General features: G+C 68.5%; 13 protein-coding genes. 7 read left to right on the forward strand and 6 right to left on the reverse strand.

Annotation, left to right across the window (positions count from 1 at the left end):
• Positions 1-5: 5 nt before the first annotated feature.
• Positions 6-677 carry an HAD family hydrolase gene (locus tag NJQ98_RS05430; RefSeq protein WP_262176629.1) on the reverse strand — a complete coding sequence of 224 codons (672 nt, stop codon included), beginning with the start codon at positions 675-677 and terminating at the stop codon, positions 6-8.
• Positions 678-791: 114 nt separating this feature from the next.
• On the opposite strand from NJQ98_RS05430, the gene NJQ98_RS05435 reads away from it, so the two are divergent.
• Together NJQ98_RS05435 and NJQ98_RS05440 are read left to right on the forward strand one after the other, a co-directional pair.
• Positions 792-1,766, forward strand: a complete 975-nt coding sequence (locus NJQ98_RS05435; RefSeq protein ID WP_262176632.1) for an ATP-grasp domain-containing protein — start codon at positions 792-794, stop codon at positions 1,764-1,766.
• A 217-nt stretch (positions 1,767-1,983) separates the two neighbouring features.
• Complete coding sequence (locus NJQ98_RS05440) at positions 1,984-2,736, forward strand: hypothetical protein (RefSeq protein ID WP_262176635.1); 753 nt, start codon at positions 1,984-1,986, stop codon at positions 2,734-2,736.
• Here NJQ98_RS05440 and NJQ98_RS05445 read toward each other — a convergent pair.
• Positions 2,729-4,228: a lipopolysaccharide biosynthesis protein gene (locus NJQ98_RS05445; protein WP_262176639.1), complete on the reverse strand. Its 1,500-nt coding sequence runs from the start codon at positions 4,226-4,228 to the stop codon at positions 2,729-2,731. The genes NJQ98_RS05440 and NJQ98_RS05445 overlap by 8 nt on opposite strands.
• Before the next feature lie 293 nt (positions 4,229-4,521).
• Between NJQ98_RS05445 and NJQ98_RS05450 the strand changes: the two genes are divergently transcribed.
• Positions 4,522-5,940 carry a glycosyl hydrolase family 28-related protein gene (locus tag NJQ98_RS05450; RefSeq protein ID WP_262176644.1) on the forward strand — a complete coding sequence of 473 codons (1,419 nt, stop codon included), beginning with the start codon at positions 4,522-4,524 and terminating at the stop codon, positions 5,938-5,940.
• Between the two features lie 6 nt (positions 5,941-5,946).
• Here NJQ98_RS05450 and NJQ98_RS05455 read toward each other — a convergent pair whose 3' ends face one another.
• The 4 genes from NJQ98_RS05455 to NJQ98_RS05470 all read right to left on the reverse strand — a co-directional run bounded on the left by NJQ98_RS05455 (position 5,947) and on the right by NJQ98_RS05470 (position 10,593).
• Positions 5,947-7,812 (reverse strand): glycosyl hydrolase family 28-related protein, encoded by a 1,866-nt coding sequence (locus tag NJQ98_RS05455; protein WP_262176648.1) that lies wholly within the window; start codon positions 7,810-7,812, stop codon positions 5,947-5,949.
• 3 nt (positions 7,813-7,815) lie between these two features.
• A complete protein-coding gene (locus NJQ98_RS05460) occupies positions 7,816-8,382 on the reverse strand; it encodes a hypothetical protein (protein ID WP_262176651.1) in 567 nt (188 codons plus the stop codon).
• Positions 8,383-8,391: 9 nt separating this feature from the next.
• Positions 8,392-9,204, reverse strand: a complete 813-nt coding sequence (locus NJQ98_RS05465; RefSeq protein WP_262176654.1) for a hypothetical protein — start codon at positions 9,202-9,204, stop codon at positions 8,392-8,394.
• A 249-nt stretch (positions 9,205-9,453) separates the two neighbouring features.
• Positions 9,454-10,593, reverse strand: coding sequence for a Gfo/Idh/MocA family protein (locus tag NJQ98_RS05470; protein ID WP_262176657.1), 1,140 nt, complete (start codon positions 10,591-10,593; stop codon positions 9,454-9,456).
• A 152-nt stretch (positions 10,594-10,745) separates the two neighbouring features.
• On the opposite strand from NJQ98_RS05470, the gene NJQ98_RS05475 reads away from it, so the two are divergent.
• The 4 genes from NJQ98_RS05475 to NJQ98_RS05490 all read left to right on the forward strand — a co-directional run bounded on the left by NJQ98_RS05475 (position 10,746) and on the right by NJQ98_RS05490 (position 15,458).
• Positions 10,746-11,522, forward strand: coding sequence for a glycosyltransferase family 2 protein (locus NJQ98_RS05475; protein WP_262176661.1), 777 nt, complete (start codon positions 10,746-10,748; stop codon positions 11,520-11,522).
• A 340-nt stretch (positions 11,523-11,862) separates the two neighbouring features.
• Positions 11,863-12,795 (forward strand): glycosyltransferase family 2 protein, encoded by a 933-nt coding sequence (locus NJQ98_RS05480; RefSeq protein ID WP_262176664.1) that lies wholly within the window; start codon positions 11,863-11,865, stop codon positions 12,793-12,795.
• A gap of 216 nt (positions 12,796-13,011) precedes the next feature.
• Complete coding sequence (gene wecB, locus NJQ98_RS05485; protein ID WP_262176668.1) at positions 13,012-14,121, forward strand: non-hydrolyzing UDP-N-acetylglucosamine 2-epimerase; 1,110 nt, start codon at positions 13,012-13,014, stop codon at positions 14,119-14,121.
• Entirely contained in the window at positions 14,118-15,458 is a 1,341-nt protein-coding gene (locus NJQ98_RS05490; RefSeq protein ID WP_262176671.1) for a nucleotide sugar dehydrogenase, read from the forward strand. The genes wecB and NJQ98_RS05490 overlap by 4 nt, the downstream gene beginning before the upstream one ends.
• The last annotated feature ends 103 nt before the right edge of the window (positions 15,459-15,561 follow it).

The following is a 15,561-nucleotide window of genomic DNA, read 5'->3' on the forward strand; positions in this document are numbered from 1 at the left end:
CAGCCTCACTGGCCGTCGAACCGAGCGAGCACCTCGGGGACCGCATCCAGCGATTCGACGGCGGCGTCGGGCGTGGCCCCATTCCGTGCGACGGCGTCCGCGTACCGGCCGCGCATGACCCGGACTGTCGGCATCCCCAGCCGGTTCGGCTGGGGGAAATCGAGCCCCGGTCGGTCGCCGACGACCGCCATCGACCGCTCGGGAACGCCCAGGCGCTCGGCCATCTCGACGAACGGTTCCGGCGCCCGCTTCGAGTCAGCGCGCTCAGCAGTGACGATGACCTCCTCGACGGGGCCGTCCAGACCCAGTCGAGAGAGCTTCTCGCGACCGTTCGTGCCGCCGGTGATGACGCCGAGACGGTAGTCGTCTGCCAGCGTTTCGAGCGTCCCTGCGGCGTCCCGATACGGGACGAGCGGCGCGTCGTTGTCGTGGTAGGCACTGACGAGCGCGGGGACGTGGTCGTCGGCGAGTCCGGCGGCCGAGAGCACGACGTCGAACGTCGCCTCGCGGTGGCCGTCCCTGAAGTACGCCGAGAGCAGCTCCTCGGTGAGGGCGACGCCGGTGCGGCGTCGTAGCTCCCCGCCGGCGTTTATCAGGCCCGCTCTGGCGTACTGGCGGTCGTCGAACAGCGTGCCGTCGAGGTCGAACGCGACGGCGCGGACCGTACTGCCACCCATGCGGTGACGAACGCGAACGCGACTGAAAAGTAAGCGCCTACTAGCCGCTCGCGCGTCCGGCCGAGCGGTCGAAGTGGATGCATAGCTAAGCGACCGCCTGCCGGACGAGCGACTATGGCGACGGTTCTCGTCACCGGTGTCGGCGGCGCGAGTGGTATCGGCGCTGTCCGGGCGCTCCGCGAGACCACGGCACACGATATCGTCGGGGTAGATATGGACGCCGACGCGGCGGGCCTGTATCTCGCTGACGCCGGGCGAGCGATACCGCCCGCTGACGCCGACGACTGGGGCCCCGCGCTCCGGGCTGTCGTCGACGACTACGGCGTCGACGTCGTCGTCCCGACCGTCGACGAGGAGCTGCCCGAACTCGACGCGCTCCCCGACGACGTGCCCGCGGTCGCGCCGCGACCGGGCGTTATCGAGACCGCGCTCGACAAGTACGCGACCTACCGGGCGCTCGACGCCGCCGGCCACGACCTGCCCCGGACCTGGCTCGCCAGCGAGGCGGCCGCGGTCCCCGAGGACGCCTATCCGCTCATCCGCAAGCCCCGGCGGGGGCGCGGGAGCCGCGGTATCGAGCAGGTCGGGACGCCCGCCGACCTGGAGCGGTCGCTACGCGAGACCGAACGGCCGGCAGGTCAGGTGTTGCTCCAGGAGTTCGTCGAGGGGACGGAGTTCACCACCAGCGTCGTCTCGACGGCCGACGACCGGCTGCTGAGCGTCGTCCCGAAGGAGGCAATCGAGAAGCGGGGGTCGACGGTGAAAGGCGTCACCCGGGACCAGGCGGCCGTCCGCGAGGCCTGCCGCGACATCGCCGCGACGCTCTCGCCGTCCGGGCCGATGAACGTCCAGCAGATAGTCGCCGACGACGGGACGCCCTACACCATCGAGATAAACCCCCGCTTCTCCTCGACGGCGTGTCTCACGGTCGAGGCGGGGGTCAACGAGCTCGACCTCCTGATTCGTGACGCGCTCGGCGAGCCGGTCGCCGCTCCCGACGGGTACGACGCGGGGGTGTACTTCCTGCGCTACGACACCCACGTCTTCGTCGAGGGCGACCAGTACCGCTCGCACGCCGGGGAGTCCTGACGGCCCCGCGCCCCGCCGAACTCGGGCCGTAGGAGCCCGCCGCGACACGACTTTTCACCGTCTGTCCCTGTGCAGCCACGCTCTTGGATTTACTGGACGGTACTTTCTGTCTTACGGAGAGATACATAGAATATTTAGACCATACTATTCGGGGCTCTCACAGTCACGGCTACATACGAGTATGTCTCTCACGGAAAAGCCGCGGCAGGGACTTCGGTTGGCCAGGCACGCTACCAGCACCGCGTTCCGTCATCTGCAGTACGTGACGGCGTACGGACGGCTGGCGCCGGGGCCCTACGATGTCATCCACGTCGACCCGGCGGCCGTCGAACACTGCGTGCTCCCGTCGCTGCGGGCCCAGCTCGACCTCTCGACGTACGGCTCACACGTCGTCGGGGGCGAGTGGGACCGGCGTGAGCTGTACGACGATATCTGGTACACCCGCGAGTTCGCGGAGCCGGTCCGGGGTCGGTTCGAGGACCACGCGCTCTATCGCGCCATGGCGGCTCACTTCCGCGAAGGCGTCCCCTGGGCGGAGACTGACTGGTACCAGTGGGTTCGGGACAACCCGGGCGTCGTCGGACAGTACCCCGACGAGGAGCGGATGCGGGAACGGCTGGCGGCGGTCGACAGACTGTACGAACACATCGAGGAGAAGGGGTACCGAACCCAGCGTGAACTCCGGGACTGTGCGGGCGACGTCCCGCTGTACAGCCGGCCGCTGCCGGTCCCGGAACACTACGAGGTCGACGTCACCATCGGCCGCGAGGGGGAGCTCCTGTTCAACTTCAACGGCCGGCACCGGCTGGCTATCGCGAAGCTCCTGTCCCTCGATTCGATTCCCGTCCGCGTGTTCGCCCGCCACGAGCGGTGGCAAGAGAAGCGACGGCGGGCCCGCCGTCGGACGGGCGGAGTCGATATCGGCGACCACCCGGACGCCCCGGGCCAGCGGTCGCCGACGGTCACTTGATGCCCTGTATCACCATCCCGAAAATCCGGCCGATACCCCACTCGAACTGCTGTTCGAACAGCATCGACACGGCGGCGTAGACGAGCACGCCGGCCGGAACGAGGACGGCGAGTTCGACCATCGGCGACCACTCCGTCACCGACCGGACGTACCGGAGACTCCCGAACATCGTGGCGGCGGCGACCAGCGGGTAGACGAACTCGCGGTATATCTCCATCGAGGTCGTCTCCAGCATCTTCGCCGTGACGTGGACGTCGAGGGGGACCATCGGGACCAGGTAGACGCCGGTGACCACCAGCGCGACGCCTTCGATGCCCCACAGCGACGCCGCGGGCCAGATAGCGAGCGCGAGAGTGGCGATACGGACCAGCCCGAGTTTGACCTGGAGGTCCGGGCGGCCCTGGGACTTCCACAGCTCGCCGAAGTTGCGCGTGACGGCGTGGAACAGGCCATAGAAGGCCAGTATCTGCATCGCGGTCACCATCGGGAGCCACTGCTCGCCCAGGACGACGGGGACGAAACTCGGCGCGACCAGCGCGATGCCGAAAGCCATCGGGAACGCGAAGAACGCGGTCAGCCGTGTCGTCTGTAGCACCGCCTGTCTGACCTCGCCGAGGTCCCGCTGTATCGCCGAGTACGCCGGGAACGTCACCTGCGAGAGCACGCCCGAGAGCTGCGTCGCGGGCATGTCCGCCATCCGGTAGGCGTACTGGTAGAAACCGAGCGCCGTCGCCGAGAGGAACCAGCCGACGAAGGCGTCGTCCCCCTCGCTGGCGATAAAGCCCAGGATCGAGCCGCCGGTCATCCACTTTCCGAACTGGATGAGCTCCTTGGCCGCCCCGAGTTTGGGGAACGGGCGCGGTCGGAAGTCGTCGAGGAGATACGAGACGGTCGTCCTGGCCGCCGGCTTCGCCAGCGACGCGAACACCAGCGCCCACACCGTCGGCGAGTACAGCGCGTAGCCGATGCCGACGACGAGCTGGGCGAGCCCGCCGCTTGCCTTGTACAGGAAGCTCTTGTGGAAGGCGAGGTCCTTCTCGAAGTAGACCACGGCGGGGTTGCGGAGCCCGTGAACCAGCGGGACGAGCCCGAGCGTGCGGATGAGCGGCGCCGCGCTCGGCTCGCCGAACTGCGTCGCGGCGAACGGCGCCGCCGTAAAGAGGATGCCGAACAGCAACAGCCCCCGGCCGACTTCCAGACACCAGGTGGTGTTGAGGTAGCTGTCGACGTTCGAATCCTCCTTCTGGATGAGCGCCGCGTCGAGGCCGAAGCGGGTGAACTTCCGCGTCCCCGAGAGCATCAGCAGGCTGATGCCCATCAGTCCGAACTGGGCCGGCGACAGCAGCCGGGCGAGGACGACGAGCATTATCATCTGGGACGAGCGCATCGCGACCTTCGTGATGCCGACCCACACGCCGCTCTTGACCGCTCGCTGCAGCACTGACCCGGACGGTACGATCCACTTGAGCAGTCGGTCGAGTCGGCCGCTCATCCGGCGACCACCCGTATCCGACGCCCCCCTGCAGTTGCGTGTTCCATCGGTTATCCGATGCGGAACCCGTCCCCTTGTTATGCAGTTTCTACACGTCACCGGGTCCGAGCCGCGCGATTCGCGCGCTTCCGGGCGAACCGGCGGGTGACGGCGTCACGCGGAACAGGACCGGATACGTCCGGCGGCTATCGGTGCGGTCGTAGGCGTGCTCCGGGAAAAATTAACCCCGTCGAGCGGTTGGGTCGGCCGTAGCCGGAGCATAATTATACGCTGTGCCGTGGCGGACACAGGTAATGGTCACACGACGGCAACTCATCGCTGCGGCCACAGGGGTTGGGTCCGTCGGGCTGCTGGGGTATCTTCTCTCCCGCGACGACGGGGCGACCGACACACCGACGCCCGACGAGCGCCGCCGGCCCGCCACGCCGACACAGACCGAGACGGCCACAGAGGAGGGCGAGGCGTTCGTCGACCGTGCGGACGTCGTCGACGTCCGCGAGTTCGGGGCCGTCGGCGACGGCGAGACGGACGATTCGGGCGCCATCACCGAGGCCATCCGCGCCGCGGAGTCGGGCCAGACCGTCTTCCTGCCGGCGACGGACGACTCGTATCTCCTCTCGTTCGACGGGACCGGCGGGGAGGCGGCGATACACCTCGGGCGGGAGAGCGACCTCAGCGGGATTACCGTCCTCGGGGAGCGGGCCGAGGCCGGGGCACAGACGCTCCAGGTCGAACCGGGGTCCTACGACGCCGACACGTCGAACTGGGCGCTGAAACTGGAGGCCACGCGGGTCGTCCGGGGGCTCCGGTTTCGCAACCTCACCATCGACGGGGCGCGGCCGCCGGGCGACGGCGCCGCCTCCCTCGACGGCGAGGAGTCGCTCACCGGCGTGCTCCTGCGGCGCGGCGACGCCGGCGGGGGCCACGACATCGCCTTCGAGAACTGCCTCGTCCGGAACTGTTCGGCCTCGGCGCTGCGGTTCGAGGAGAGCGGGGTCACCTGTCGCAACGTAACGGCCCGTCGGGCCGGCCGCCACGGGTTCAACCCCGTCGCCGGCGACACCGCGGTCGACCCGGGCTTCGTCGGCGAGTCCATCCGCTCGGTCCACAACGACGGGACCGGCATCGACCACCGCCGCGGGACAGCCCGCCTGGAGAACGTCTACACCGAGAACAACCGCTCGGGGAACAAGTGGAAACACCACGTCAGGCGCCTCGAAGTCCGCAACCACCACTCGGTCGGGGACCGCAACCGCGGGTGGCGCTCGAACCACACGGGCACCGACGACGTCCCCGACACCCAGCATATCGTCCTGCGGAACGTCCTCGTCGAGCAGCCCAAGATAAGCGGTATCCGCGTCTCCGGGGACAACACGGAGATCGCCTGTGACTTCGAGAACATCGAGGTCAGGCAGACGGAGGTGCAAGACTCCCGCGCCGGCATCGTGTTCTCCCGCGCGGCCCACACCGGCACGGAGACCAGGGGGCGCATCGTCGTCGTCGGGACCGATAACGGTGGCGGGGTCTACGTCGGCAGCGACGCCGTGATGAACGTCGGCACGTTCGACCACTTCCGCAACGAGGAGGGGCCGTTCATCGCCGAGTCGGGCGAGCTCAACTTCGACAAGATAGAGAACGTCGACCCCGGTCGCAACATCTTCGGGACGCCCGGGGCGGCGTCGGTCGGCGCGTTCACCGGACCGCTCAACTGATTCTGACTACCCGGTCTGGATAGTGCCGTCGATGGTCTGGATGACGGCGCTGCGGCTGGGCTCGGTCGTCGACATATCGGGCATCGGGGCACTCTCCCCGCCGACGCCGACCGAGAGGAAGCCCCAGTCGTCGGCGAACTCGCTGTAGGAGCCGACGCCGACCCACCCCGAGGTGAGCGAGGCGTCGGTGGTGTCGGCGTCCCAGTCGCTCGGTTCGTCCGCGTCCGCGGGCCAGACGCGGGCCCGTAGCCGGTCGTCCGTGGCGCGGAACCGGACGAAGTACCACTGGTCGTCCGACGGGTCGCCCCACTCGACGAGCCGGTCGGAGCTCCCGCCGTCGTACTTCCAGACGCCGAAACGGCTGTCACGGACGTTGACGAAGTAGCCGCTTTCGTCGCCCGAACTCCCCGAGCCGCGGAGGACGAGCCGACCGCCGGCCGTCGGGCTCTGTGAGAGGTCGCTCACGCGGAACAGGCCGAGCAGTTCCACGTCCGCCGCCGTCCCGACCTGGTCGTACGAGATGGCGTGGCGGGCGCTGGTGTCCGAGTCGAAGCGCAACACCGCGCTCCCGGCCGGCGACGGCTCGGCGACGGCCGCCCAGTCGTCGTCGGTGGAGGCGTACTCCGGCGTCCAGTCGCCAGGGACCGCCCCCGTCTCGTAGGTCGAGAAGTTCGTCCGGTAGGTCGCCGGTTTCGTCGTCAGTTCGGTCTCCTCTTCCTCGACCGTCCCAGAGGACGACGTGAACGCGCCCACGTCGTTGGGGCCCGGCACGTCGAGCTCCGACGACTCCTCGTTGTACCGGCTCCCGATGTCGACGTCGCCGTCGACGGCGCCGCCGGGGTTGTTGTAGTGGTAGTACTCAGAGATGGAACTGGACTCCGGCGAGTCGTCCCGAACGCCGGGGCCGTATCGCCCGTTCTGTGACCGGACCACGTCGGCGTCGACGGACGCCGAGTCCGTGATGTAGATGGGGGCCCGGTTCTGGGGGCCGTACCCCGTCCCGTCGGTGAGTATCTCCGTGATGGTGTAGTTCCCCGAGTTCGAGAGGCGGAAGCCGTGCAGCGCCGCGCCGATGACCTGGACGTTGTCCAGCGTGACGTCGGTGCCCGCGTTGTCACGCATCGTCTCCCGGAAGCCGCTGTTCTCGCGGGCGTTCCGGAGGTTGGCGTTCCGGAGGACGACGCTGTCGGCGTCGCCGCCGGTGTGGCCCATTTTCGTCCCGCTGCGGTTGCTGTCGCAGTAGAGGTCCTCGACCACGTGGTTCCCGTTGTGGAAGTCGATACCGGTGCCGTCGTTGTCGACGGCCTTCAGCGAGCGCGCGTCGAAGTCCGGCTGTTCGTCGGCGCCCGCGAAGTCGAACCCGTGCTGGCCGTTGTTACGGGAGGTGATGCGGCGAAGCGTCACCGAGCCGACGCCGCTGAAGCTCATCCCGGTGCCGGCGCAGTTCTCGGCGACGACGTCCTCGATGCGGATGTCGTGGCCGCTTCCGCCCGGATAGAGGTTGAACCCGGCGGTGGACTGGTCCCCGTTGTCATCGCGGTTCCCGTCGAGGGTGAGCTGCCGGATGGTAATTCCCGAGAAGGTGCCGCCGTCGGCCTCCGCGCCGAGGACCCACTGGTTCTTCCCGTCGGTCACGTCGTCCATCTTGAGGCGCGACCCCGGTCCCTCGCCGGTGATGGTCACGTCGTCCGCGACGCCGGTGAAATCGACCGCCGCGCGGTTCCCCGAGCTGACGAGGTAGTGGTCGGCCGTCGCCGGTATCAGGACGGTGTCGCCCGTCCCGGCGTCGGCGATAGCGTCATTTATCGCGGCCGTGTCGTCGGTGCTTCCGTCGCCCGCCGCGCCGTAGTCCTGAACGTTGAGTGTCGCCATCTGTTAGCTCCGGATGTTGGCCCACACTTTCGGAACCCCCGCGATGGGCGCTCCGGAGTCGTTCGTGACGGTGACGGTGACCGGCCCGCTCTCCGCGACCCACGGCGCCGAGTCGTCGTCCGCGCCCGTGCGGAAGCTGTTCCCCTCTATCTCCACGAGCAGCGTCTCGCCGGCGTAGACGCGCAGCGCCGCGTCGGCGACTGCCTCGTCGTTGGGGACCCCCTTTATCGGGAAAGCGAGGCGAGTCACTTCCAGCGCCTCGTTCTCGCCGAAGAGGAAGTCGTTGACCGGTTCGTCGGTCAGCCCGTCAACGTAGTTGACGTAGTGGCCGATGTCGCCGCCGACCGCCCGGGTGGCGTAGCCGACGAGCGTCCAGGCCGAGCCGTCGCCGCTGTATATCGCGCCCGAGTCGGTCGCGAAGAACTTCCCGCCGGCGACCGGCTCGTACTGGTCGATGTTCGCCTCCTCGTCCCGGTGTTCGACGTCTCGGTCCAGCTGTTCGAAGTTCTCGTTCAGCGGGACGTGCCAATCCAGCGTGCCTTCGTTCGGAGTCGTGTATCTGTCGGTCATGAATGTCTCCTATGCCGCGATGCCGCCGTAGCCGTATTCGCCGTAGCTCTGCTCGCCGTAGTCGTCCTCGGTGGTCGCCGTCGGCGTCGCGGTCTCGGTCACGACCGGCGTCGCCGTCTCGGTCCGTGTCGGGGTCGCCGTCGGCGTCGCGGTGTCTGTCTGTGTCGGTGTCGCGGTGTCGGTCACGACGGGCGTCGCGGTTTCCGTTTCCGTCGCCGCCGTCCCGTCGCTGACAGTCAGCGTGTAGCCGCCGTCGCTGTCCTGCGTGTCGACCACCTGGACGAAGTGGGTCCCGCTCGCCTCGACGGTCTGTGCCATCGAGACCGGGTCGTCGGTCGCGACGTATCTGAGGTTGCTGAACTCCCCGTCGGTGTCGTACAGTATCACGGCGGTGACGCCGCTCGCGGCCTCGCGCGAGAACTCGATGGCGATGTCGCTGCCGGCCGACAGGTCGATCATGAACCAATCGCTGTCGTTGACCGACAGGGTCCCGGCGACCGTCGCGCCGAGGTTGATTGCCTCGGCGCTTCCCTGGCGGTCGTTGGGCTCCGACTCCGAGACGGTCATCGACGACGTCTGCTGCAGCGTCGGTCCGCCGCCGTAGCCGAAGGCCGACACCGGTTGAACCGTCCCGCCGCCGCCGAGCCCCGTACAGCCGGCTATCCCTGCAGTCGTCAGCCCGGCCGCCGCCAGATACGTCCGCCGGTCCATCAGCAGTCCATCCTCGCTCGAACTCCCCTCCGTATCCCGGGTTAGGAGTTGGTTACCTCGCTCAAGCAGTCCGGTAAGCCCCGTCTTCTTTCGGTCGCTGTTATCGTCCATTCGCAAACCCACGGTTAGCACAGTCTTAATTAACTATTATTACCAGCTGCCGGCCCCGTACGGGCTTTTCACTGCCAGAAATCCATGAGTCAACGCCAGGTGCTCGCGCGTTACACACGGATAGTTACCAAATCGGCGGACTGTGTTGACAGGTTCCCCCGCTTCCAGCTACTGCGCAGCTCCGGGTAGGTAGTTACCAGATACCGCCCCAGAACGCCCCTACCTGGAGTAAGACAGAATTAACGGCTCTCAGTCGGCCGCTCGGGGTGAGAGCTCCCCCGACTCGACCATGCTCTCGAGGGGGTTGTCGTCGATGTCGAGCGGGAGGTCGATGCGGCCGCGGCGCCGCGCCGACTCCCAGCTCGCGAAGATGAGCTCGGTCGACCGCAGCGCGGTCCGGCCGCCGATTTCGGGCGGGCGCCCGTCGTCCAGGGCCGCCACGACCTCGGCGATGGCCCGCTCGGTGTACGTGGCGCTGGGGCCGTCGTCGGTGGCGAGGAAGGGGAGCCGCTCGACGAGCCGGTTTTGCAGCCGACCGAGTCGGCTCGGCGACGTGCTGTGGATGCCCTCCCGGTCCGTGTCGACCCGCTTCCAGCCGGACCCGTTGCGCATCCGGAGCGGCGGGCCGTCGGCCCCGCCGAGTTCGATGCAGCCGTCGCTCCCGCGCAGCCGGAGATAACAGCCGACGAAGCCGCTCCCCTCTCCGGTCATCGCCAGCCCGCGGGTCCCGTCCCCGTAGCTCCAGGTCGCCAGGCCGTGGTTCTCGTTGTGGGCCCCGAACCAGACGTTCTCCTCCCGGTAGTCGACCTGTCCCATGACCCACTCGACCGGTTCGTCGTCGGTCAGGTACGAACAGATGTCGAAGACGTGCGTGCCCGTGTCGTAGAGGTGCTCCTCGCCGAACTCCACCCGCTCCAGCTCGCCGATAGCGCCGTCGTCGAGCAGCCGCTTGGCCTCGCGGGCGGGCCCGCCGAAGCGCTTCTGGTGGTTGAACGTGAGCTGTACCCCTTCGGACTCACAGACCTCGACCATCTCGCGGCAGTCGCCCCAGGTCTTGGCCATGGGCTTCTCGCAGTGAATCGCGTCGGGAACGCCCGTCTCGGCGCAGTCGATGACGATGTCCGCGTGCAGCCCCGGCGGCACGCAGACGCTGACGATGTCGGGCTGGGTCTCCGCGAGCATCCGCTCGTACTGTTCGTAGACGTGTTCGATGCCGTACTCGACGGCGAAGCGCTCGGCGTTCTCGCGGACGATGTCCGCACACGCCGTCAGCCGGCAGTTGTCGAGCGCCTCGTAGCCGGCCGCGTGCCGGTAGGCCATCGCGAACCCGTCCTGGTCCGGGTCGTCCGGGTCCGCCCCCGTGCCGATAAATCCGATGTCGTATCCCATCTTCCGGTCGAGCGAACGCGGAATACGCGGATTAGTATGGACTTACTACGGCTGTGTGGCGGTTTGGTGAGCTTACCGGGCTGTGGCCGTCGCCGCGGCCGACCGCTCGCAGGTCGCGGCTAACCAAGCGCCGGGGGTGCGGGGGGACACGCATGCCGGACATCGCAATCATCGTCCCGACGCTCGACGCCGACAGGACCTTCGGCTGGGAGTCGACGCTTCGGGACTCGGCCGTCGAGGCCGAACTCATCGTGCGGGACGACGGGAGCGCATCGGCGGCGAGGAACGCCGGGATCCGTGAGGCGACCGCGGACAAACTGGTCTTTCTCGACGACGACTCGGTCCCGCAGGGGGACTACTTCGAGCGGGTCTCGTCGCTGCTGGACGACCACAAGGCGGTGACCGGGCGGATTCGGGACACGGGCGCGTGGTACATCCGCCCGGTCTCGTCGAGCGCGTACGACCAGGGCGAGGAGGGCCATCACACGGACACCGTCGTCGGCTGTAACATGGCCGTCCGTCGCGAGGTCATCGAGGACATCGGCGGGTTCGACGAGCGGCTCCCCTACGGCCACGAGGAGACGGAGCTCATCGACCGCCTCTGTGAGAGCTACGACGTCTGGTACAGCCCCGATTTGGTCGTCGACCACCCATTCGCCGACTCGCTGAGCGGCTACCTTGAGAAGCAGTACCGCCACGGGCGCGAGGCCGTCCCCTACTACGAGATTCGCGGGGAGAACGTCCCGCGCCGGATGGCGCGGTTCGCGCTGGTCCCGAGCCACTACACCGGCCCGACGGCCGCGGCGACGGCCCTCAGAACGCTCGGCCAGCTCGTGGCCGTGGTCGGGCTGTTGCGGGGCTACGTCGGCCATCTCCTCGCGGCCGGCGGGGAGGGGCCGCTCGATGGGAACGCTGACGGCGGGGTCTGAACCCCGCTACGGCGGCCGAGGCGTGGCTACGTGGCGGCCAGGTACCCGGTAGCCGTTCACGGGAACCCGTCACTTGCCCGCCGTCACCCGTCCGGTAGAAACAGCTTGTGTCCCACGTGGCCCGGTACTGGTAGCGGCCACAGAGCGGTTGCGAAGCCTCTCTGGTTGTAAACAGGCGGGGAACTCCCGGTTTGGAGCCCGCTAACTCGGCCAGTCGACGCCGCCGAACCACCGGCTGCTCGTCAGCTACGCCCGCTCAGTCCGCAGGAGGCCCGTAACAATGTCTTACTGAGATGTCAGATTTCCCACGGCCGTGGCGCCGACCGCTACGCCAACTGCTATGAGCACGACATCCTCCCACCCCACCGACTGCCAGTTGACGAGTGACGTGGTAATCGGTATCCCCGCGTACAACGAGGCCGACACCGTCGGTGGCGTCGTCCGCACGGCCCGTTCGTCGTCCGTCGACGTGCTGGTGGTCGACGACGGGAGCGACGACCGGACCGCGGCGGCGGCTACCGAAGCCGGTGCCACGGTGCTCCGCCACGAGGAGAACCGGGGCTACGGGGCCGCGCTGGGCACGCTGTTTTCGGCCGCCCACGAACACGGTGTGGACCACCTCGTCGTCGTCGACGCCGACGGACAGCACGACCCGACCGACGCACTGGACCTCGTCGCCGCCCAGCGCTCCTCCGACGGCGACATCGTCATCGGGAGCCGCTTTGTCGAGGGCTCGGAGACCGACATGCCGCTGTACCGCCGGTTCGGACTGGGCGTCATCAACGCGCTGACCGGCGCCGCGCTGTGGCTGGGCTACTCCTCGGAGCGGGTCGCGGACACCCAGAGCGGCTTTCGGGCGTACAACGCCGACGCCATCGAGTTGCTCGCCTGCCGGGCGGACCTGAGCGACGGGATGGACGCGAGCCTCGACATCCTGTTTCACGCCGCCGACGAGGACTACAGCTTCGCCGAGGCGCCGGTCGACGTGACCTACGACGTCGCCGAGGCCAACACGCACAACCCCGTCGTCCACGGGACCGTCCTCGTCTCGAACATCTTCGGCCGCGTCCTCTCGGACCGGCCGGGTCGGGTCCTCGGCGTGCCGGGCTCCCTCTGTCTGCTGGTCGGCGGGGTACTCGCTCGCGTCTCGGTCACCGGCCTGACGCTGCTCTCGGCGTTCATCCCGGCGCTGGTCACGCTGCTCCTGCTGACCGGTAGCGGGCTGGTCGGGGCCGCCCTGGCCATCGGCCGTGTGGCATCGGCCAGCGAGTGACCGCTCCGGTCGGCCACTAGCTGTTATTGACCCAGTTCGCGTCTGCCCGAACCCGAATCGAACTGGTACGTACACTGTTCTAAGCTATCACTGAAACCGAGAAGTCACCGTGTACTCCGTATCGCACTGGCGCGTTATCTGCGGCTTTCTGCTCAGGTATCGGGGCGGTCCGCTATAGAGTCCATTACAAATAGAAAAACGGGGGGTGGTTCTCCCATGACGCCCCGAATCGTCTTCGTGCTCGGAACGCGTCCAGAGATCGTCAAACTCGCGCCGGTACTCAGGGCCTGTGACCGCGCCGGCGTCGACTACAGCGTGGTACACACGGGTCAGCACTACTCCGAGCGCCTCGACGGGGTCTTCTTCGACGACCTTGAACTGGCGACGCCGGAGTACAACCTCGACGTCGGGTCGGGCGACCACGCGGCCCAGACGGGCGAGATGGTGGCCCGTCTCGGGGAGGTGTTCGACCGGGAATCCCCCGACGTGGTCGTCGTCCAGGGCGACACGAACTCGGCCTTCGCGGGCGGAATCGTCGCGAGCAAGCGCGACGTGGCCCTGGCCCACGTCGAGGCCGGCCTCCGGAGCTTCAACCGGGAGATGCCAGAGGAGGTCAACCGGGTGCTCGTCGACCACGCCGCCGACCACCTCTTCGCTCCCACCGACGAGGCCGCCGACCAGCTCCGGACCGAGGCCATCCCCGAGCGGCGAATCGAGGTGACCGGGAACACCGTCGTCGACGCCGTCAAGCAACACGCCGCGCTGGCACGCGAGAAGAGCGACGTACTCGCCGAACTGGACCTCCGGGCGCCGTTCGCGCTGCTGACCGCCCACCGGCCGGGCAACGTCGACGACCCAGAGCGGTTCCAGGGGCTCCTCGACGGCGTCGCCCGTTACGCCGACGAGCGGGACCTCCCGGTCGTCTACCCCGTTCACCCGCGCTCCCGCGAGAAGATGGAGGAGTTCGACCTCGACGTCCCCGACGCCGTCGACTGCGTCGAGCCGCTGAACTTCCTCGATTTCCTCCGGCTGGAGAGCGAGGCGGCGGTCGCCTTCACCGACTCGGGTGGCGTCCAGGAGGAGACCTGCGTCCTCGGGACCCCCTGCGTGACGGTCCGGGAGAGCACGGAGCGGCCCGAGACCGTCGCCGCGGGGTCGAACGTCCTCGCCGAGCCGACGCCCGAAAGCATCGCGGCGGCCGCCGCCGAGGTCCGGGAAGGCCCCGACGACTGGGAGTCCCCCTTCGGAGACGGGCACGCGGCCGAGCGCATCCTCGCGACGCTCGGGGTGGATGCGCCGGTCGTGTCGGGGGAGGTCCCGGTATGACAGCCGGTCCCGACCGCGGCGACGACAGAGCGGCCACCGGCTCCGATGTCAGTGCCGATACGGCCACCGTCGCCGTCCACGGGCTGGGCTACGTCGGGCTGCCGACGGCGGCACTGTTCGCCAACAACGGGCACTCCGTCTACGGTATCGACACCCAGCCCGACAAGCTCGACCGGCTCCGGACCGACGGCGCCGACTTCCGGGAGGACGACCTCAACGACTACGTCGACCGCGTGCTCGATACCGAGGCCCTTCGCCTCCGCGAGCGGCCCGTCGAGAGCGACTACCACCTGATATGCGTCCCGACGCCGTTCGACCACGACCGCAACGTCGCCGACCTCTCGTACGTGCGGGCCGCCGCCGAGGGCATCGCCCCGAAGCTTCGGCCGGGCGATACGGTCATCGTCGAGTCGACGGTGCCGCCGGGGACCACGGCGAACGTGGTCGGCGAGACGCTCGAACGCAACGGCGACCTGCTCCGGGAGACGTTCAACCTCGCGTTCTGCCCCGAGACGGTGCTACCGGGGTCGATACTCGACGAACTCCGCAACAACGACCGCATCGTCGGCGGCATCGACGACGAGGCCACCGCCGCTGCCCGGGACCTCTTTGCGGGCGCGGTCGACGGCGAGATTCACACTGCGCCCGACGCCGCGACGGCGGAGTTCGCCAAGCTGGCCCAGAACACCCACCGCGACGCCAACATCGCCATCGCCAACGAACTCGCGGCGGTGGCCCGCGACCACGGGGTGGTCCCGCGGCCGGCGTTCGAACTCGCCAACGAACACCCCCGGGTCGACATCCTCCGACCGGGGCCGGGCGTCGGCGGCCACTGCCTCCCGGTCGACCCCCTGTATCTCGGCCAGCACTCCGACCACGTCGACCTCATCGAGCGGGCCCGCGCGGTCAACGACGGGATGGTCGACTACGTCCGGGAGCTCTTAGAGGACGGGCTCGGCTCGCTCGCCGGGACGCGCATCGCCGTCTTCGGGCTGGCGTACAAGGGCAACGTGTCCGACACGCGCAACAGCCCGGCCAAGCGGTTCGTCGACCAGCTCGTCGAGACGCCGGAGATGGTCGCCACCGACGGCGGCGAGGGGTCGGTCGACGTGCGCGTCCACGACCCACACGTCGATTCGGCCGACGTCGACCTCTGGAGCGGCCCGGCCGCCCTGGAGGGGGCCGACGCGCTCGTCTTCATGACCGACCACGACGAGTTCGACGACGTGGACCCCGAGGCGGTGGCCGAGCGGATGGCCGACGACGTGGTGGTCGACGCCCGCGGGCTCACTGACGAGTCCTGGCACGACGCGGGACTCGACGTGCGACGCCTCTGAGTCGTACTGCGGTCGGATGGGGCGTCGGTTTCACCCCGATTCGAACAGTGAGGACGGTTCACTCCGGATTTCAGTCGCTGGGAATCAAGTAGCTGTTTTTTCC

This window comes from Haloarcula laminariae, assembly GCF_025457605.1.
In the GTDB taxonomy this organism is placed as follows: Archaea; Halobacteriota; Halobacteria; order Halobacteriales; family Haloarculaceae; genus Haloarcula; species Haloarcula laminariae.